This is a genomic window from Vibrio sp. Of14-4, assembly GCF_022347625.1.
GTDB lineage: Bacteria > Pseudomonadota > Gammaproteobacteria > Enterobacterales > Vibrionaceae > Vibrio > Vibrio pristinus.
The window spans coordinates 1-19,953 of sequence record NZ_JAKRGI010000032.1 but is presented as its reverse complement, the minus strand read 5'-3'; the positions used below and the strand labels follow the sequence as shown (position 1 = coordinate 19,953).

Sequence of the window (19,953 nt, the reverse complement as noted above, 5' to 3'; positions counted from 1 at the left end):
TAACTTAGTTGAAAGGGAAAACAATGAAGGTTTTTGAAAGCTTAGAATCGGAAGTAAGAAGTTATATTCGTTCGTTTCCTGCGATATTTGATACGGCGGATAATGCTCTAATATGGGATATAGAAGGTAATGAATATATCGATTTCTTTTCCGGGGCAGGAACATTAAATTACGGTCATAATCCTGATGCTATGTTGAATGCCATTTCTGGTTACCTCAGTCGAAAAGGAATATTACATAGTCTTGATAAAGCGACCCTAGCAAAAGAGGCATTTATTAAGAAATTTAATCAAGTTATTTTAGAGCCAAGACAATTAGAATATAAAATTCAATTTACGGGTCCAACAGGAACTAATGCTGTTGAAGCTGCGGTAAAGCTTGCTCGTAGAGTCACGGGAAGAAGAAATGTTATTGCTTTTACGCGCGGTTATCACGGCTTAACGGCGGGGGCGCTTGCACTGACGGGTAATGACTATTATCACCAGTCAACCTATGGTGGGAGAAGTGATGTCTACCACGCGCCCTATGATCAATACTTTGGTTCAGAAGTGGATACTGCTTCATGCCTAAAGCAACTCATTGAAGATGGTAGCAGTGGTGTCGCTCTGCCTGCCGCTATTATCTTAGAGACTGTTCAAGGAGAGGGGGGGATTTACCCAGCTTCTAAGCAATGGCTAAACCAAATTGCAGACATATGCCAGCAGCACGATATTTTGCTCATCATCGATGATATTCAAGTTGGAAACGGACGAACAGGTAAGTTTTTTAGCTTTGAGTTTGCCAATATTACGCCAGATATTGTCTGTATGTCTAAATCCATAGGTGGCGGGTTGCCATTAGCCTTAAATTTAATCAAGCCAAAATGGGATCAATGGTTACCCGGCGAGCATACCGGTACATTTCGTGGAAACAATCTAGCATTTGTCGCCGCAACTCAACTGCTTGATTTCTGGAAAGACACGGAGTTTTCTACAGAAGTTGAACGCAAAGGGCAGGTGATCGGTGGCCGCTTACATGAGTGGGTTAAGGCCTTCCCTGCCTTGAATATGTCTGCTCGTGGCCGAGGCATGGTATGGGGACTCGAAATTCCCGAAAATAATGTCTCTAAGCATATATCTAAACAGTTATTTGATGAAAAGCTCTTGCTAGAGTGCTGCGGTGCCAAGGATAGCGTTTTAAAGTTCCTTCCACCTCTTACCATTGAGCGAGACACTTTAGTGCGAGGGTTAGATAGAGTTGAAGCAGTGTTTAAACATATTTACTAAGATGTATACTCTGTAACTATATGATTATAGGGCTTAGCCTATGGGTTGAGTCCTTTTAAATGACTGATTATAAGATGTAAATAGTTTGGATAGACAAGAATTTCTAATTTCATCCCCAATAGGCTTAATTGATTTCCCCGACACAATTGAAGTTCAACATACTGGCTTTGATGTCAATGAATATCATCAAAGTTTGTTTGACCACTATCAAGTCGACTTCCCAGCCAGTTTAGGCAAGGCAGTTGATAAGCGATGCGCGGAATATCTTGCAGGACGTATTGTTGCTCGAAAGGCAATTGAGCGAATTAATGGTACTAAGCCGCAAATTGGTACACATAAAGACCGCTCTCCTATATGGCCACAGGGATTAATTGGTTCGATTACTCACTCTGATGGAGTGGTTATAGCTGCCGTGGCAGAGCAAAAGCATCATAGATTGCTTGGTATCGACTTTGAACATTGGATGAGTGCGCAGCTCGCTGATGAGCTTTGCGATCAGCTAGTAGATCAATTGGAAAAACAGCTGCTTTTGCAAAGCGACTTGGCATTTGAGCGCGGCGTCACCTTGATTTTCTCGCTGAAAGAAAGCTTTTATAAGGCGCTCTATCCTCATGTGAACACTTTTTTTGGTTTTGATGAAGCAAGAGTCCGCAGTGTAGATACCACCAATGGCACTTTTACCATTGAGCTTTTGACCAGCTTTGGTAAAGAATATCAACAAGGCTGGTCAATAAAAGGTTGTTTTTCAGTCTTCCGAGAAGGAGTAATAACGTATGTATTTCAATAAAAGCCAGTTTTCTTCACACAAGAAGTAAAGCCCCTAAGCCGAGAAATACAAAAAAGCCGACAATGTCCGTCACGGTTGTTAGCACTACAGAGCCAGCTATGGCTGGATCAATCTTTAGTTTTGTTAAAGTAAAGGGAATAAGCGTACCTGACAAAGCTGCCGCAATACTATTAATACTTATTGCAAAGAATATAATTAAGCCTAACAAAGCGACTTTAAACACTAAATAGACGATCAGTGCTATCACGGCGCCCATAACCAAGCCGTTTAGGGCTGCAATTTTAAGCTCCTTTTTAACCAATAGCTTGATGTTTCCAGTATGTAAGTGGTTCAAAGCGATTCCGCGTAAGGATACGGCAAGAGTTTGGCTACCGGCGATGCCTCCCATGCTTGCTACCACTGGCATGAGTATGGCCAGAGCAACCACTTGCTCGACCGCTGTATCAAATATCCCAATTATGGCTGATGCCGCGAATGCAGTCGCAAGGTTTATTATTAGCCAAATAGCCCTTAATCGGGTTGCGACATGAAGTGGTGTAAACAAGTCCTCTTCACTTTTTACATTTTCTGGGACTATGGCTTGTAAGCTTTGTTCGCGTAGTGCGTTAACGATAGAGACTATAGAAAGTGCGCCTAAGACTTTCCCCTCCATAACAACAGGAAACCACAGTGTGGTTCCGTCTATAGTTAGCTGTTTGCCCAAATCGTAAATACTGTCATTGTGGTCAACAATGGGGGTCTGGACTACTAAGCTACTCAGTCGCTGTGAATCATCAGATATTATCAAGTTACTTGGGTTTAATACTCCAATGACTCTCTCTTGGTCTCGCACAATAATGACTTGTACTCCGTCATGCTCTGATAGCTTTTTCTTTATCAGTCCTGCAGTATTTTGAACGTTTGCAACGATAAATGAGGATTCGGCATATCTGCCGACTTTGTCGTCATTGTAAGATAATGCTTGCTGAAGATGTGCCGTGGTTGATGCGCTCTGAGATAGCAAAAACTCATCGACCAAATTATCCGCTAAAAAGCCAGCATAATTTATTATGTCGCTCTCAGTGATGAATGGTATTCGCTCATTGATTATGGCGGTATTTAGCGATTGGTGGAGGTGTTTAGCTGTATCATATTGTAGCAATCTTAGAATTGGCCAGTAGCGCTCAGGTGGTAAGGCCTCAATCACTGAAATTCTCTGCGATAAAATGACTGACTCGATAATATTGGCGATTTCAGTATCTTGTAAATTATTTAGATAAGCTAAGTCTTGATTGTTTGATAGTGCTGTTAGTGCTTCTGTAACCAAATCTTGAGGGTTAGTTACCAAAGCTTGTACGGGTTCAGTCATAATGGCTATACCGATAGTTATTGTTTTAGGCTGAATGCTAGTTTAGGGTATGAGTATACCAATACAACAGGCAGTCGTTTCGACGTCATATAAACAGACTTTGTAGTGTCAGGTTATTTTCGCTTTCAAGGAATGTGATTTACTGCTACTCATTTGGTTGACATGTGTAGCTCGTCCTTTGCCTGCATTTTTTGACTGATACAAAGCTTGATCTGCTTGCTTGAATAGTGACGTTGCATCATAAGGTGCTTCAGGCGTATGCGTGGCTATCCCGATGCTAAAGTTTAGCAAACCATCACTAATTGGCGATAGCTTAAAGGAATCGATCAGTCGATTAGCATAATTTACTACATCTTTTTCCGACATACCTGGAGAGACTATGACAAACTCGTCACCACCCCAACGGCAAACCGAATCATAGTTACGGGTATGTTCTTGTAGAAACCTAGCAACTTGACTAAGGACATTATCACCTTCGTCGTGCCCTTTTTTATCGTTAATCAACTTGAAGTTGTCGAGATCTATCAGTATCAAAGAAACTGGCGTTTTTTGTCTCTCAGAACGAGAAATTTCATTGAATACAATTTTATCGATACTACGTCTGTTAAACAAGTTTGTCAGATAGTCTAGTTCTGCTGTCTCCTTGAGTTCGTTATGTTCACTCATATCACGTATCACACAAACTGTTCTAGGGAGACCACCTACATCAGTTGATGATATTGCTATTTGAACCTCAACGTCTGAGTTACTTTTTGTTTTTCCAACTATATTCTGTCGTCTGTCACTCATGAGTCTTGACTGTTGTTGGCTCTGGAAGGAACTTCTTAAGCTAGTGTGCTTTTCTCTCAGCTTAGGGTCGATTAAATCTTCAACTTTTAACTTCTTGAACTCTTTATTCGTATATCCAAAAATATCACTTGCTGTTTTATTCGCACCTAGGATGCTGCCTTCGTTATCGATATATAAAATACCGTCTGGAGATACATTGAATATTTTCCCCAGCTCTTCAGCATACACACTGGTATTTTTGACCTCCCTTAGAATAAACCAAGTTGCAAACATCATAAATGGAAATATGAACACATTGAAAATCCACATGTAAGTATTTATGTTATCTAGGTGACCTTCGGTCGTGCCTAAAATTTCTTCCATTTCTGGGATAACAGTGCTTCGCATTGATTGCAGCGCATTTAATGCTGGATCATCATCGACCTTCACCCACTTATCGAGGTCTTCTACAGAGAGCGCTCTTCCTTTTTCCCTTGCTTGCAGCATTTTGTCATAGTAAGTGTCTAATGTAGATTCGACTATTGATAGATTTTCCATTAAATCAGGGTGGCTAGTTAGTGAGCGAAGCTTCGCCATATTTAACTTTATGTCTCGGTGGCTTTCCATAGCTAGGTCAAAATACTGACTTTCGCGCCGAATAACGTAGTTTTTGAAATGATGTATGAAACCCAAGTAACCGAAATTTCTTTCTATTAATGCTAATGTATGGCCAACTTTTGCTTGTTCTAAATAGCCGGAATTCAGTTGATTATCTAAAGCAGAAAGGGAATTGGTTTTTAGAATAATATAACCAGCCAGTATGGTGTTAACCATTATGACAACGATAAGAATAGCTAAGCGCGATTTTCGCATGTGGTGAACATTATGGTACATATTGATTATGTGTTTTGTTTTATATGTGAAGTGTAGTCGCCAATTCTTAATTTGCATAATGTATACAGAGATCATGTTATCAAGATGTTTTAGAATCAATCTCTGTATGCATATACAGGTTTTATGTATGATCACCATGATGCATAAAAAGAGAAGTATGATGAACCTAATTTTTATAGAGACCTCACCAGATCCAAGTGAATTTTGCGATTTGCGTGTCAAGGCTGGGCTGTCGGCCAAATCACTAAAAGCCGCTACTATCGCACTTCCCAATAGCTTATATGCAATTTCAATTCGAGATGGTGAGCGACTTGTTGCTATGGGAAGAGTAGTCGGAGATGGGGCCTGTAATTTTGAAGTGGTGGATGTCGTGGTTGATCCTGAGTATCAAGGAAAGGGGCTAGGCAGAAAGGTGATGGAATATATTGATGGGTATTTAGCATCAGTAGCGCTGGAAGGCTCTTATGTATCAATGATTGCTGATGAGCCTGAATTCTACCAAAAATTGGGTTATCGCTTGGTATCTCCAGCATGCCAAGGAATGACAAAGAAGTTTAAGCCAGCAGAAAAATAATATGATTCAAAAATGCCAATATGATTTTTTGCCTGCCATCGCAGGCCCATATGTACACGCAGCAAAACACAACCAGACACTTTACATTTCCGGACTGACAGCACTTGGCACAAATGCTCAGTCAGGCGGACTGATTGAACAAACTGAGGAAGTGTTGTCTCAGATATCACAAATACTTGAGGCTGAAGCCTGTGCAATATCTGACTTAATCAAGTTAACCATATTTGTTACCGATATTAGTTTACTTTCTTCGATCAGAGAGCAGCTGTTTGATTTTTACCAAGGGCACTTACCTGCTTGTTCCTTGGTGGAAGTTTCAGCATTGATTCACCCCGATTTGCAGATAGAAATTGAGGCCATTGCTGGGCTTGAACATACCCACAGGGTGTAACACCTAAATCCAAACCCATTTATACAAGGATATTGGCTGATGGCCAAAAGGATTATTTTTGTGCATGGCCGTGCGCAAAAACCATCGAAAGATGATTTACAGCAGTTATGGTATGAAGCAATCAACCATGGATTATTAAGAGATGTTGGCTTGCAAGCTATGGAACGATTTCAGGAGATCAACAAAGATTTCATTTATTATGGTGATTTGTCGAATGACTTTTTGCAGCAGCCAACGGAAGATATAGGGTTACGTTATCAATCTCTGGAAAGACTTAAAAGCTACACCAAGCAGCAGTTTAATAAAGCGTCATATCACGCACTAACTCAAGCAGGTTTTCTTAAAGAGGCGCTGGCAGATATTTTTTCTGCTCCGCTAGGAAAACTTGGTGTCGCCACTCCCCTAATCAAACTTGTTGCTCCGGACATGGCTCATTATTGGAATGGTGACTCTTATTTCGCCAGCGATGTAAGAAGTCGCCTAACACCTGCGCTTAAGCAAGCGTTAGATCGAGGGGATGATATTATGCTTGTCGGGCACAGTTTAGGCTCTATGATTTGCTTTGATAATCTCTGGAAGCTCTCTCACTATGGTGAATATCGTCGACTGTATGGCGCTGATAAAAAAGTAAATCTTTTTGTAACCTTGGGCTCTCCCTTGGCAGATGAAAACGTCAAACAGCAGCTTAAGGGAAGCAGAAATCGAGGATTTAAAAAGTATCCAACCAATATTAAAAGATGGTGTAACTTTGCCGCAGAAGATGACTTTATTTCCCATGATACTCGGGTAAGCAATGATTATGACGAGATGTCTAAGTTAGGTCTACTTAAAGCCCCTATTGAAGATTTTCATATCTACAACCTGACTGTTATGGAAGGGCGGTCCAATCCTCATGCATCGATTGGGTATTTAATTCATCCAGACTTCATCTCTGTGGTTAATCATTGGATTAATAATTAGAGGATATAGAGTTCTGGTTGAGAGAGCTCACCAGTAGAGATAGAGAAAATGGCGATGAAATTGAGATGTATGTAAAAGTTTGTAACTAATAACTTGCTCTATCACTTATATCTATAAATCAGGTGTTTATCATTGGATGCTGATGACCTAAGTTGTGTTGCAAATTTGTTAACAACAAAGGAGTTGTAGTGTTCTTACCGTTTAAGAAATACGCCTATCTATCAGGCCTATTGATCTCATGTTTGCTTGCTCAAGCTAATGCCTCACCAGATAATATCAAACTCGGAGGTGAGGCCTTTGAGCAATCGATGGGGGCTTGCTCGGATTACAATGTCACCTTGAGTCTCAATACTGACGATTATGGCGCAGAGACAAGCTGGAAGATTAGAAATAATCAAGATAAGTCTCTGTATACCGGATCGGGTTATGATAATAATCAGTACTACCAACAGTTAATGTGTCTAGAGGCTGGTCAGTACACGCTTGAATTTTTGGATTCAGAGGGGGATGGTATCTGCTGCCAATTTGGCGAAGGTGCTTATAGTTTGAGGGTGAATGAGCAGGATCTGGCCTCTGGAGGAAGATTTGACGACTCTATTGAGCACCACTTTGTTCTGGGTGAGAAGAGTGGTGAAGGCAAAGATTATTATCAGTCAGCACAGGGGAAGTCAGGTTATGAGCTGAAAACCGCATTACACAATATTATCAAAAATCATCAGCGGCAAAGTTATTCGGCGGTATGGAGTTTGGTAAAGTCAGCAGATATTGATCGCTATTACGAGAATGACGGCAGTATCCTTGATATTTACTCCGAAAATGTATCGGGGCCAGATTCAATCAAGTATGTCGCTAGAGTTGACCAGTGCGGTAACTACCGCCGTGAGGGAGATTGCTATAATCGAGAGCACTCTTTTCCTAAGAGCTGGTTTGGCGGTAAAGTGGCGCCGATGAATACTGACGGCCACCATCTTTTTGCTTCAGATGGCTATGTGAATGCAAAGCGGGGTAATTGGCCTTTTGGAGAGGTCGGTGTGGCGACTTATCAATCATCAAATGGATCCAAGCTTGGCTATGCGACGAGCTATTTAAACTACTCTGGAACAGTATTTGAGCCAGTTGATCAATTTAAAGGCGATCTTGCGCGTGTGTATTTCTATATGGCAACCCGCTATGAGCACGACATCGCCTATTGGGAAGGAAACACCAGCAGCTCTGATGCAGTACTTAATGGAACTTCGGATCGAGTTTTTGAATCATGGGCACTTGAGATGTTCAAACGCTGGCACCTAAGCGATCCTGTTGACCAAAAAGAGCGAGATCGAAATGAAGCGGTATTTCAATTTCAGAACAACCGCAATCCTTTTGTCGATCACCCAGAATTTGTTGAGAAAATTTGGGGGCATTAACTGACCATTACTTCACAATGATTCAATTGGCAGATGGAACTCCTTTATAAAGTCATTCTGGAGTTCTATCTGTTTAAACCCAAGCTTAGACAGCACGGCCATACTGCCTTTATTCCAAGTATGGACGCCGGCCCAAACATTGCCTTCGTAGCCTATATCTATGATGTATCTGAGTACTTCTCTGCACATAGTTGTCGCATAGCCACGTCCCCTTTTTTCTGGTGCTACCCAATAGGCGAGCGCAACATCTTTAAGCCTTGGAAGCAGTGTGACTTGCCCAACAAGTGATAAATCCACCTGATGTCGGCATGTCCAGACAAAACATTGACTTGTTTTCCAGTCTCTAGACCGATCCCCACACCATTGCCTTGCTTTATTGAGTGTATCAAGCTTTGAAAGGGCTAAGTCAGGATGAAATGCATTAGCACTGAAGGCATCAAATAATTCCTTACCATCAGAAGCGCAAACTGGCTTAAACATCAGGTTTGAGGTGGTAAAAATACTGTTTTGTATCCTTATATTGGGTAATTCAATTTGCATAATAAAACAATATTATCATTAGTGCTCTAATTAATGGTTCTTGAGTGATTCTTAGGTGCAAGCAAGGGCGACTAAACCTTAAGTTAAGCTAGCAATTGCTTGTTTCAATTAACTATATGTTTATCAGATTTTTATAGGCAGTTACAAGTAAATAATTGCTGGAAAGATATGAGTTTTCCACGTTTTGTATCACTTATAAACGGGCATATGTATCATTTTTGTGATAATTGATTTGAACTCTAATTAATAATCAGGCATTTTATTTTTAATCGAACGTTCAATTAAAAAAGGAAAAGGGCTAATGCCTAAGGTAGGGATGCCTGATATTAGAAAGCCTCAGTTGGTTCATGCGACTATGTCTGTGATAGACAGAGTGGGTTTGCACGGTGCAAGTGTTGCGTTGATTAGCAAAGAAGCGGGCGTATCGACGGGAATCATTAATCACTATTTCGGGGGTAAGCAAGGTTTATTGCAAGAGACAATGCGAGAAGTCCTTCGTCAGCTGTCTCACACGGTAAAATCACGTCTTAGCCAATTACCGAAGAATGAGCACCACCAGAGGATAAACGCCATTATAGATGGTAATTTCGTGGGCTATCAGGCAGAAAATAAAGTGGCAAAAACATGGCTGGCATTTTGGTCGCATTCTATCCATGATCCACAGCTCAAAAGACTTCAAAGGGTCAATGAAAAACGCCTTTTATCTCACCTGAAAACCGAACTTAAAGCCTTGTTTGATAGTGAGCAAGCTGAGATTGTTGCCCATGGAATTGCGGCATTAATCGACGGCATTTGGCTACGAGGAACACTCAACCCTGGTGGTATTGATGCCAGTAAAGCCAGATTGATTATTAATGACTATTTAGACAATCAACTGAACCACTATTCAAGAAAATAACTAGAGTGCTAAACATAAGATGAAAATAAAATCTCAGTATATCGATGGTTGTGCATGCTATGCCGCATCAAACGAAACTTTTATCACCTACAACCCTGCAAACGGCGAGCCACTGGCAGAGATAGGTCAATCAAATGTTGACGATTTACACATGGCGATTGAGTCTGCCAAGAAAGGCTTTCAAATATGGTCTGCAATGACGCCTACTGAGCGTAGCCGCATTTTATTGAAGGCGGTCGAGATCCTTCGCCAGCGAAACGATGAGCTCGCCGCACTGGAAGTTGCAGATACTGGAAAGCCTTTGCAAGAAGCTATTTCAGACGATATTGCAACAGGCGCAGATGTCATAGAATACTACGCCGGACTTGCTGTTGGCTTGCAAGGCGAGCAGCAACCGCTAAACGAAAGTCAGTTTTTTTATACTCGACGTGAACCGCTTGGAATATGTGCTGGGATTGGGGCTTGGAATTATCCGGTCCAAATTGCGATGTGGAAATCTGCACCTGCTTTAGCAGCCGGTAATGTGATGATATTTAAACCCTCTGAAGAAACACCGCTTTCCGTTTTAAAACTGGCGGAAATCTTTACACAAGCTGGTTTGCCAGATGGTGTGTTTAATGTGGTGCAAGGTGATTATCGAGTAGGACAAATGCTGACAGCGCATCCTGACATTGCCAAAGTGTCATTTACTGGTGAATCGGGTACGGGTAAGGCTGTAATGGCTGATAGCTCAGCAACGCTCAAACATGTGACTATGGAGCTTGGCGGTAAATCACCTATGGTGGTGTTTGAGGATGCCAAACTCGATGATGCGGTATCAGCAGCCATGGTTGCAAATTTCTACACTCAAGGTGAAGTGTGCACTCATGGAACAAGAGTCTATGTGCATGAATCACTGTATGAGGCTTTTTTGACCCAATTAAAACAAAGAACCGAAAAACTGATTGTCGGCGATCCTATGGATATGGATACCCAAATTGGTTCGCTAATTTCGCGTCAGCATCTTGATAAAGTATTAGAAGCGATTGAAATGGCTAAACAAAGTGGTGCCAAACTGCTGATTGGTGGTAATCAAGTGACTGACAATGGGCTGTCTAAAGGTAATTTTGTCGCTCCTACCGTCTTTTATGATTGCTCAGATGACATGCCTCATGTCAAAAATGAAATCTTTGGCCCTGTGATGTCTGTGCTTAAGTTCTCAGATGAACAAGAGGTGATTCGACGCGCCAATGATACTGACTATGGATTAGCTGCTGGTGTGTTTACTCAAGATCTGGCTAAAGCTCATCGAGTGATTCACCAGTTAGAAGCAGGGATCTGCTGGGTGAATACTTGGGGTGACTCTCCCGCTCAAATGCCAGTTGGTGGCTACAAACATTCAGGTCTTGGCCGAGAAAATGGCCCAGAAACCTTGCGTCACTATACTCAGACCAAAAGCATATTAGTTGAGCTGGGCCCTTACCAAAGCCCTTATGCCTAAGCCATTGTGACTTAAGAGGTGAGAGATGAAACAGAGCTACGATTATATCATCGTTGGCGCGGGGTCTGCGGGTTGTGTGCTAGCGGACAGACTTACAGAAAGTGGTCAACATCAGGTGTTGCTGCTTGAAGCAGGCGGCAGTGATAAAAGCATTTTTATTCAAATGCCAACCGCATTGTCGTACCCGATGAATAGCGAAAAATATGCTTGGCAGTTTGAGACGGTCGCCGAACAAAGTTTAGATGGTCGCAAACTTCATTGTCCGCGAGGGAAAGTATTGGGTGGCAGCTCTTCGATAAATGGCATGGTATATGTCCGAGGTCACGCCTGTGATTTTGATGAATGGGAAGAGCAGGGCGCTAAAGGTTGGAATTATCAAGCTTGTTTACCTTACTTTCGGCGCGCAGAAGCATGGATTGGAGGTGAAGATGACTATCGTGGCGGCGTTGGTCCATTAGGTACATGTAGCGGCAATAACATGACGCTAAACCCATTATATCAAGCCTTTATCAAAGCAGGTGAGGAAGCCGGATACCCGACGACATCCGATTACAACGGTTATCAACAAGAAGGCTTTGGCACCATGCATATGACAGTTGATAAAGGGGTAAGAGCATCAACCTCTAATGCCTACCTAAGGCGTGCTTTGAAGCGTTCTAATTTGACCTTATTGAAAGGTGTACAAGCACATAAAGTATTACTTGAGAATAGAACAGCAACCGGTGTCGAATTTGAGCGCAGAGGCAAGTTAGTACAATGTCTTGCCAACAAAGAGGTACTACTCAGTTCTGGCCCCATCGGGTCTGTGCAGCTTTTGCAACTTTCTGGTATCGGCCCCAAGGCGGTGCTTGAAAAAGCGGGGGTAAAAGTTGAGCACGATTTACCAGGTGTTGGTGAAAACCTTCAGGATCACCTCGAGGTGTATTTTCAGTATCAGTGTCACAAGCCAATAACACTCAACAGTAAGCTGGGCCTAATCAGTAAAGGCATGATTGGCGCTGAATGGATTTTGACCCGTAAAGGTTTGGGTGCGACTAATCATTTTGAGTCATGTGCGTTTATTCGCTCTCGAAAAGGAATCAAATGGCCCAATATCCAGTACCACTTCTTGCCAGCGGCAATGCGCTATGACGGACAAGTCGCTTTTGATGGTCATGGATTTCAAGTGCATGTGGGCCCAAATAAGCCGCAAAGTCGTGGCCGAGTGGCAATTAGGTCTAGCAATCCTAAAGAGAAGCCAGAAATCCAGTTCAACTACATTTCAACTGAGCAGGATCGCCAAGACTGGCGTGATTGTATTCGTTTAACTCGTGAGATCTTGGGCCAGCCTGCGATGGACGAATATCGAGCTAATGAAATTCAGCCTGGTGAGCACATCACCAGTGACCAAGCGATTGATGAATGGGTTAAGCAAAACGTAGAGAGTGCGTATCACCCTTCATGTAGCTGTAAGATGGGCTCTGACGAGGATCCTATGGCGGTCTTAGACTCACAATGTCGAGTGCGAGGTGTAGAGGGCTTAAGGGTTGTCGACTCTTCTGTATTTCCCACCATTCCTAATGGCAATTTAAACGCGCCAACCATAATGGTGGCTGAGCGGGCTGCAGATTTAATTTTGGGCTTACCAGTGTTGGCTGCTAAGGAACTTCCAGTTTGGATAGCGCCAGATTGGCAAGATAATCAGAGAATTAATACCCCTGTGAGAGAGGTTGAGCCTCAGGTTTAGGGGGACAAATAATGATAAGGAAACCATTATGTCTATGATAAAAAAGTCGCTGGCGATGATAGTACTCAGCGCAACAACAATGAGTGCCTACGCCAATCAATGTTCAACGGTTCGTTTTGCTGATGTTGGCTGGACAGACATCACCGCCACTACTGCGGTTGCAAGCGAATTACTAAAGGGAATGGGATATAAAACCAGAACCGATTTACTCTCGGTCCCCGTCACTTACTCTTCGCTGGCCAATGGTGATATCGATGTCTTTTTAGGTAACTGGATGCCAACCATGGAAGCTGATATTGCTAAATACCGTGAGGCAGGGAGCGTTGAAACGGTGCGAGCTAACCTTGAAGGGGCTAAATACACCTTAGCGGTACCAAAATATGTTTATGATGCTGGGATTAAACGCTTTTCTGACCTAGTAAAAAACGCAGATAAGTTCAAAAACCGCATTTATGGTATTGAACCGGGTAACGATGGTAATCGACTTATCCAGTCAATGATCGACCAAGATGCTTTCGGTCTCAAAGATTTTAACCTTGTAGAGTCGAGTGAAGCGGGCATGGTTTCTCAAGTTGCTCGCGCAGTTCGTCGTAATCAGTGGATTGTGTATCTAGGCTGGGCTCCTCATCCAATGAATCAAGCTGTGGAAATGGAGTATCTAGCGGAGGGAGACGAATTTTTCGGCCCTAATTATGGCGGTGCAAACATTTACACTAATGTCAGATCTAACTATTTGAATGAATGCAAAAATGTGGGTCAGTTGCTGAAAAATCTTGAGTTCAGTCTTGAGATGGAGAGTGCATTGATGGAAGACATACTTAATAAAAAAATGAAGCCATCCAAAGCGGCTCAGCAATGGCTTAAAAACAACCCTCAGCTTCTGAACAAATGGCTTAACGGCGTGCAAACTCTAGATGGCGATGATGCCATTAAGGCGGTTTCTGACTACGTCAATGCTAATGCATAAGGTAATTGGCGGGCTTAGGCCCGCTCTACAAAATAAGGCTGTATTGTGAACTTTATTACAAACAACAAAATCCCTTTTGGTCAATGGATGGAGCAGGGCGTTAATTGGTTAACCATTAACGCGGCTAGCTTCTTCGATGCCATTTCTATTTTTCTTGAAACTGTTATTTTGTCTGTCGTTGATCTGTTTAAATGGATGCCGCCCGAGGTGCCAATTATCGCCACTGCGGCCATCGCTTGGTACTTGCATCGAAGTATTCCGCTTGTTGTATTTGTGATAGCGGCTTTGTTAATGATATTAAACTTGGGTTATTGGCAGGAAATGTTAGAGACTTTTGTATTAGTGTTTGCCGCCACGACCATGTCTGTACTGATAGGTGTCCCCGTTGGGGTAATGGCTGCTCACAGGCCATGGCTATACACATTATTACGGCCAATTTTGGATTTAATGCAGACAGTACCCACCTTTGTATACTTGATTCCAACTCTTGTTTTGTTCGGTCTCGGTATTGTTCCTGGCCTAATATCAACAGTCATTTTTGCCATCGCAGCGCCAATTCGATTGACCTATCTGGGGATCACCAAAGTGCCGGAAGAGCTCATTGAAGCTGGGCAAGCTTTTGGCGCGAGCAAGAGAAAGCTGCTGTTTAAAGTTGAGCTGCCAGCGGCCATGCCAAGTATTATGGCGGGTGTCACTCAATGCATCATGCTGTCTTTGTCTATGGTCGTGATTGCGGCGCTCGTAGGCGCTGATGGGTTAGGCAAACCTGTGGTGCGAGCGCTGAACACAGTCAACATTTCTCAAGGATTTGAAGCTGGCCTGGCGATTGTGTTGGTGGCGATCATCTTAGATCGTTTATGCAAATCACCTAATCAAAAGGAGGCTTAATCATGGATGCCATTACGATTAAAAACCTTGATGTGGTGTTTGGCGATCAACCACAAAAGGCATTGTCGCTGTTAAATGAAGGCAAAACTCGTCAAGAGATCATCGAGCAAACAGGGCAAGTGGTCGGTGTGGATAACGTCACCATGAGTGTCAAAGAAGGCGAAATATGCGTTCTTATGGGCTTATCAGGCTCGGGTAAATCAAGTTTACTGCGCGCTGTGAATGGCCTAAATCCTATTACTCGTGGCTCTTTACAAGTGAAAGATGGCGACAGCCAAGTTGAGCTATCTTCATGTGATGCGAATACACTTCGCCACCTTCGTACTCATCGAGTGTCTATGGTGTTTCAAAAGTTTGCCTTAATGCCTTGGCTTACTGTATTGGATAATGTTGCTTTTGGGCTTGAAATGCTTGGTATGCCCAAAGCGCAAAGGAGAGAGAAAGCGCGCGAGCAGCTTGCTATGGTGGAGCTGTCTGATTGGGAGAATAAATATCCACATGAACTTTCAGGTGGCATGCAACAGAGAGTAGGGCTAGCAAGAGCTTTTGCGATGGACACCGACATCTTACTTATGGATGAGCCTTTTTCAGCGCTTGATCCCCTTATTAGAGCACAGTTGCAAGACGAACTTATTTCCCTACAGAAAAAACTCAATAAAACCATTTTGTTTGTCAGTCATGATCTAGATGAAGCACTCAAAATCGGTAATAACATCGCCATTATGGAGTCAGGCAAACTTATTCAACATGGCAAACCTGAACAAATAGTCTTGGCACCTGAAAATGATTATGTGAAAGATTTTGTCGCGCATACTAATCCACTGAATGTGCTTAAAGGGCGTTCACTAATGCAACCCGTGAGCCAATTAGAGCGCGAAGCGGCAAGATTGCAGATTTGCCCAGTACAAAAAGTCTGGGTGGAAGAACGCAATAGCAAACTCTACCTTGATGATAAAACCTCATTGACACTCATCGATTGGCGAGATGAAAAAGTGAATCTTGATGACATATCACAGCAAAGTGTGGTGATCGCCAGCCCAGATATTGGCATGCGAGAAGCCATTAAGTTAAAGCAGCTCAGCGGACAGCCTATTCTATTGGTCGAAAATGACGAGTTGGTTGGCGTGCTAGATGACAACGACTTTTATTCTGGCTTGCTAGGCAAACATAAGGCAGCATAATGATTTGACCAGTGCCTTAAGCCTTAATTACTTAGCGGCGCTGGTTTTCTTTATCGGCTACGGTGTATAAAGCCGTTTGTTTTAATGAAATGGTCGATTTGTTTTGGCACCGCAGAGTTATATATCATAGTGGTGTGGGCGCTGCGCATCTCGATATGGTCTGTCATGCCTTCGATTTTGGTTTCTTCGACCGTTACAGTACCATCTGATAGAGTGTTATCTTCCATCATTAGTAAGCTTCTTGCGCCAATAGCTAGCGTTCCCGCAATACTGCCCAGCTTCTGTGGATGGTTCCAATTATCTTCATGTTGCTCTAGACCAAATTTAGGCGCATTACCTAATACAGCTCCCATACCCAAATCTTGAATTCGATTTACGATTGAAGCGCCTTGCAGTGGCGAACCCACGGCGATGACATGAGATATGCGCTCGATGTTTGGAGCGCGAGAGGTTAGGTAATGCTTAATGATAAGTCCGCCAAGGCTATGCCCAACCAGCACGTTTGTTTGTGTTGCTGACAATGCGTGATCAATGACGTTAAACACCTTGTTTTCGTCTATTGCTAGGCTGTTGTAACTAACCGTTTTTGTATCATAACCGTATGAACGGAGCTTTTGACTTAGCGGCTTCATGACCAAGCCATGCATATACAGCCCATGAAGAATAACAATATTCATTGGTGGCCCTACTTATCAAAGAAAAACCATTGTGCCAATTCTCACTGTATTTATCCAGCATGGGGCAGCATTGTTTGAATTAGCTAAACAAGGAGTTGAAACATTGGTCTTTTTGAATGGCGCTAAATTTAGAACTCAAAGATGCAAGCATGGCTTCGTGTACAAAGTTGCCCATACTAATGCGTTTTACGCCGAGGTTTTTGAGCTCTGAAAAAGTAGGTAGGTTTGGTACACACATAACATTGATTGGTAGTGATGTACTTGCAACCACTGATTGTATATCGCTGGATGCTTCGATGCATGGTAGAAAGATGCCATCGGCGCCTGATTGTTGATATTTGCTTATTCTATTAATACTCTCTTTGAGAGGATGTGTGACATTGAGTAGATAGGCATCACTTCTGACGTTAATAAAGACTTCAATATTTGCATCGCGCAGTTGCTTTCGTATTTCTTCCAGTCTATTGGCAAATACCACTTGATCACACAGCTGTCTTTCGCCTTTAACAACAATGCTGTCCTCAATGTTTATCCCCACAACACCAAGTTCAGCAAGCTTAATAATATTACCTGCTATGGCCTCCGGCGTATGTGCGTAACCAGACTCAATATCAACAGTTAAAGGTAAGGTCGTTGATTTGCCGATGATTTCGACAATCGACAATAGGTTCTCAAAGCTAATATTTTCTCCGTCTTCCTTGCCTAGATTTTTTGCTATCGCGGCGCTGGAAGTGCCAATCGCCGAAAACCCGTTGTTTTGGGCGATTACCGCACTTGCAGCATCCCAAACATTACAAATAACTAACGGATTTTCCATATTATGCATACTCTTAAACATTTTGTGCCTTCCTTATATTTAGTGGTATTTGATGACGTCAGGAGTATGCTATCAATAAGGCAGTCGCAAAGTTCGCCACTTTCGGAACTGAACAATAGTGATATTTATAACCTAGTAGCTATTGCACTTATTCTTTGGGGGATTGTGATGCACTGGTGTTAGTTATGAGCGATACCAACTTGGTTTTGGACAAAAGTCATTTAGGATTTTTGGATAAATTTAGCTAGGGCAAAATGAAAGACTTGACCCCTAGCACTTTGAAGCTGGGAAACCTAAGAAAGTGGCTATCATTGCATGTGTGCGAAAGATGGTAGTAATACTAAATTCGATGCTAAGAGATGGCGTCATGTGGGATGCGAACACAGCTAAAAATTAGCTATTGACGCCATAGTCGTTTGTTATACCTGTCCTAAAGTTTAACGCCTAGCGATTTATAAAACTGTTTCCTTAGATCACCAGAAGATATAAGTAACATGTACATAACATAGTCCATATCTTTATTTGCCCAAAATATAATATGGTGCTTCATTATATTTTGCATCCTTTCCCCTACACGAACCCATTGTTCACTTATTTCTTCTAAGCACTTTGATAAATGAAACTCGTATATTTCATCACAATTCCCATTTTCAAAACAAACTTTCCTAATATGACTAGCGGTCATTGGTATAGAAATAATCTTAGATATATCATGTACATTCATATAATGCCTATCTATGATTTTAACTTGCTCACCATCTACCACCATTAAGTCATCACGTTTGTAGCTTGACATAAAATAATCTTTGAAAGCATCGTATGACTTTATAGCTTTCATGAAAGCTAGCTCATTTTTTTCACGAGATATATCAAACTCAAATGCATCGACAAATTTCTCTATAGAGAACAAATCATTTTCCTTTATTGAATAATAGAATTTATCTTCTTTAGCATATCTCTCATAGTTTTCCATCACGTAATTCATTACGCTAACAAAGTACATTTCTTCATTTTTACTAATAAAGAAAATATAAGATGGAATATTAGAACTCAACCAATAGTCAGTAGTGGTTGGTTTAATTTTATAGTATTTGAATTCGCCTTTCTTAGTAAACTTAATATCAGTTACATATTTGAGTTGCACCAAAGCTAATTTACCAGTAACAGCACCACTATCGGTAACATATTCAATCAGTACATCAGTACCGTAATCCCTCTCTGTAAGATCTCGGATTATCCAATGACTTGGAATAGATTTAGTAAAAACTTTATATGAAATAGTCTCTCGAATATGATTATTATCCCTATTAGGGAGTCTATCTTTAAACATTTATTATCCTAATCTGACAAAAGGTATAACGCCCGCGTAAAGCGCGCGAGGTACGAGCGTCGCATTTGACGCGATTGTTAGGAGCTATACGTGATGCAGCCATTTTCTATACTCTTCCACACTTTCTAGAGCCTTTTCGAATGATTCCGGTGGACCTTCACCGCGCACAAGGCTTACAAGTGTGGGTATGCTCATTGTTGAAACTACGCTCCCATTCTCCGCTTGATTTGCCCTTGCGATATGATGAAACGTAACTTTTTGAATTGCCTCTCCACTTCTCTCTTTTAGGTCTGCGATTAACTCGTTTAAATGAAGATAAGCTATATTCCCGTAAGCAAGAGTTTCTGAAACAGACGGAATATAGCCTTTGTGAACTACCGCGTTACGAAATTCCTTCCATGTTCTAGTATTGCTTTTTGAAACGCCATCGAGATTGGGTTTATCATTGTCAATGATTGGTGGCTCGCCACCATTATGGTCTATTAAGTATGCGAAAAGATATGCACCAAACTGCCGCTCAGACTGATTTGCCACGTGCTTCCAAGCTTTTTGAAAATCGGTTAGTTCCATGCCGTGTTTCAGGCAGGTAGTAGCCACATAGAATTCATAGAATCGCTCGATAGCAGCAGCAATGCTGGTGACGGCTTCCCTTGGATAGCCATCGATTAATGCCATAGCACCAAAGTCGAACAGCACCTCAAACTTCTGTTCTTGGATTACTGTAAGAGTTGTGTGGCCGTTGCTGCATGTTGACGAATATAGGCCGTCATCACGAATTTCAACAGGTTGAAATTCTAAAGACGGACGCCCTTGCTCTTGAAAGCATTGCATACAGTTAATTCGTAGCTTCATAACTTCCTTGCACCTAACATTCTTAATAACAGGCAGTCTCGTTTTTCTGTCTGCCTGACTTCCCATTAAGCTATCATAACTCACTAAAAATTAAAGCAAATACAGCGAGCTATGTATTCTGTGATCACATAAAAACGCGCCAGCGCGTTATCACTTTTTAACAGTGCCTGTTATCTAAGGCATGATCATCACAACTATCCACAT

Annotated in this window: 18 protein-coding genes and 2 pseudogenes; 13 read left to right on the top strand and 7 right to left on the bottom strand. The window is 42.0% G+C overall.

What is annotated here, in order from left to right; all coding sequences use genetic code 11:
- Nucleotides 1-23 precede the first annotated feature (23 nt).
- Nucleotides 24-1,265: a diaminobutyrate--2-oxoglutarate transaminase gene (ectB, locus tag MHN79_RS19870; protein ID WP_239174629.1), complete on the top strand. Its 1,242-nt coding sequence runs from the start codon at nt 24-26 to the stop codon at nt 1,263-1,265.
- Between the two features lie 85 nt (nt 1,266-1,350).
- Nucleotides 1,351-2,052 carry a 4'-phosphopantetheinyl transferase superfamily protein gene (locus MHN79_RS19865; RefSeq protein ID WP_239174627.1) on the top strand — a complete coding sequence of 234 codons (702 nt, stop codon included), beginning with the start codon at nt 1,351-1,353 and terminating at the stop codon, nt 2,050-2,052.
- Between the two features lie 13 nt (nt 2,053-2,065).
- On the opposite strand, the gene MHN79_RS19860 is transcribed toward MHN79_RS19865, so the two are convergent.
- Together MHN79_RS19860 and MHN79_RS19855 are read right to left on the bottom strand one after the other, a co-directional pair.
- Nucleotides 2,066-3,400 (bottom strand): magnesium transporter, encoded by a 1,335-nt coding sequence (locus MHN79_RS19860; RefSeq protein WP_239174625.1) that lies wholly within the window; start codon nt 3,398-3,400, stop codon nt 2,066-2,068.
- 108 nt (nt 3,401-3,508) lie between these two features.
- The gene (locus MHN79_RS19855) at nt 3,509-5,041 is read right to left on the bottom strand and encodes a sensor domain-containing diguanylate cyclase (protein ID WP_239174623.1); all 1,533 of its coding nucleotides are present in this window, start codon (nt 5,039-5,041) and stop codon (nt 3,509-3,511) included.
- A 181-nt stretch (nt 5,042-5,222) separates the two neighbouring features.
- On the opposite strand from MHN79_RS19855, the gene MHN79_RS19850 reads away from it, so the two are divergent.
- The 4 genes and pseudogenes from MHN79_RS19850 to MHN79_RS19835 all read left to right on the top strand — a co-directional run.
- Entirely contained in the window at nt 5,223-5,636 is a 414-nt protein-coding gene (locus MHN79_RS19850) for a GNAT family N-acetyltransferase (RefSeq protein WP_239174635.1), read from the top strand.
- A gap of 1 nt (nt 5,637) precedes the next feature.
- The gene (locus MHN79_RS19845; protein ID WP_239174621.1) at nt 5,638-6,027 is read left to right on the top strand and encodes a RidA family protein; all 390 of its coding nucleotides are present in this window, start codon (nt 5,638-5,640) and stop codon (nt 6,025-6,027) included.
- A 39-nt stretch (nt 6,028-6,066) separates the two neighbouring features.
- Nucleotides 6,067-6,987: a hypothetical protein gene (locus tag MHN79_RS19840; protein ID WP_239174619.1), complete on the top strand. Its 921-nt coding sequence runs from the start codon at nt 6,067-6,069 to the stop codon at nt 6,985-6,987.
- Nucleotides 6,988-7,295: 308 nt separating this feature from the next.
- Nucleotides 7,296-8,393, top strand: a pseudogene (locus MHN79_RS19835) (endonuclease); the annotation flags it as partial.
- 12 nt (nt 8,394-8,405) lie between these two features.
- Here the strand turns inward: MHN79_RS19835 and MHN79_RS19830 are convergent.
- On the bottom strand, nt 8,406-8,933 hold the full coding sequence (locus MHN79_RS19830) for a GNAT family N-acetyltransferase (RefSeq protein ID WP_239174614.1): 528 nt from the start codon (nt 8,931-8,933) through the stop codon (nt 8,406-8,408).
- Nucleotides 8,934-9,234: 301 nt separating this feature from the next.
- Between MHN79_RS19830 and betI the strand changes: the two genes are divergently transcribed.
- The 6 genes from betI to choV are packed head-to-tail and all read left to right on the top strand — an operon-like array spanning nt 9,235 to nt 16,073.
- Nucleotides 9,235-9,831: a transcriptional regulator BetI gene (gene betI, locus MHN79_RS19825; RefSeq protein ID WP_239174612.1), complete on the top strand. Its 597-nt coding sequence runs from the start codon at nt 9,235-9,237 to the stop codon at nt 9,829-9,831.
- 19 nt (nt 9,832-9,850) lie between these two features.
- Nucleotides 9,851-11,311, top strand: coding sequence for a betaine-aldehyde dehydrogenase (betB, locus tag MHN79_RS19820; protein ID WP_239174610.1), 1,461 nt, complete (start codon nt 9,851-9,853; stop codon nt 11,309-11,311).
- A gap of 25 nt (nt 11,312-11,336) precedes the next feature.
- Entirely contained in the window at nt 11,337-13,037 is a 1,701-nt protein-coding gene (gene betA, locus MHN79_RS19815) for a choline dehydrogenase (protein WP_239174608.1), read from the top strand.
- Between the two features lie 28 nt (nt 13,038-13,065).
- Nucleotides 13,066-14,004 carry a choline ABC transporter substrate-binding protein gene (locus MHN79_RS19810; RefSeq protein WP_239174606.1) on the top strand — a complete coding sequence of 313 codons (939 nt, stop codon included), beginning with the start codon at nt 13,066-13,068 and terminating at the stop codon, nt 14,002-14,004.
- Nucleotides 14,005-14,049: 45 nt separating this feature from the next.
- Nucleotides 14,050-14,892 carry a choline ABC transporter permease subunit gene (gene choW / locus MHN79_RS19805; RefSeq protein WP_239174604.1) on the top strand — a complete coding sequence of 281 codons (843 nt, stop codon included), beginning with the start codon at nt 14,050-14,052 and terminating at the stop codon, nt 14,890-14,892.
- A gap of 2 nt (nt 14,893-14,894) precedes the next feature.
- Nucleotides 14,895-16,073 carry a choline ABC transporter ATP-binding protein gene (choV, locus tag MHN79_RS19800; RefSeq protein ID WP_239174602.1) on the top strand — a complete coding sequence of 393 codons (1,179 nt, stop codon included), beginning with the start codon at nt 14,895-14,897 and terminating at the stop codon, nt 16,071-16,073.
- 50 nt (nt 16,074-16,123) lie between these two features.
- Here choV and MHN79_RS19795 read toward each other — a convergent pair whose 3' ends face one another.
- Nucleotides 16,124-16,750, bottom strand: a complete 627-nt coding sequence (locus MHN79_RS19795) for a triacylglycerol lipase (RefSeq protein ID WP_239174600.1) — start codon at nt 16,748-16,750, stop codon at nt 16,124-16,126.
- A 79-nt stretch (nt 16,751-16,829) separates the two neighbouring features.
- A complete protein-coding gene (locus tag MHN79_RS19790) occupies nt 16,830-17,588 on the bottom strand; it encodes an isocitrate lyase/phosphoenolpyruvate mutase family protein (RefSeq protein WP_239174598.1) in 759 nt (252 codons plus the stop codon).
- Between the two features lie 262 nt (nt 17,589-17,850).
- Between MHN79_RS19790 and MHN79_RS19785 the strand changes: the two are divergent.
- Nucleotides 17,851-17,964, top strand: a pseudogene (locus tag MHN79_RS19785) (IS110 family transposase); the annotation flags it as partial.
- Nucleotides 17,965-17,997: 33 nt separating this feature from the next.
- On the opposite strand, the gene MHN79_RS19780 reads toward MHN79_RS19785, so the two are convergent.
- Entirely contained in the window at nt 17,998-18,897 is a 900-nt protein-coding gene (locus tag MHN79_RS19780) for a DUF4365 domain-containing protein (RefSeq protein ID WP_239174596.1), read from the bottom strand.
- Between the two features lie 84 nt (nt 18,898-18,981).
- Nucleotides 18,982-19,749: a hypothetical protein gene (locus MHN79_RS19775; protein ID WP_239174593.1), complete on the bottom strand. Its 768-nt coding sequence runs from the start codon at nt 19,747-19,749 to the stop codon at nt 18,982-18,984.
- Between the last annotated feature and the right edge of the window lie 204 nt (nt 19,750-19,953).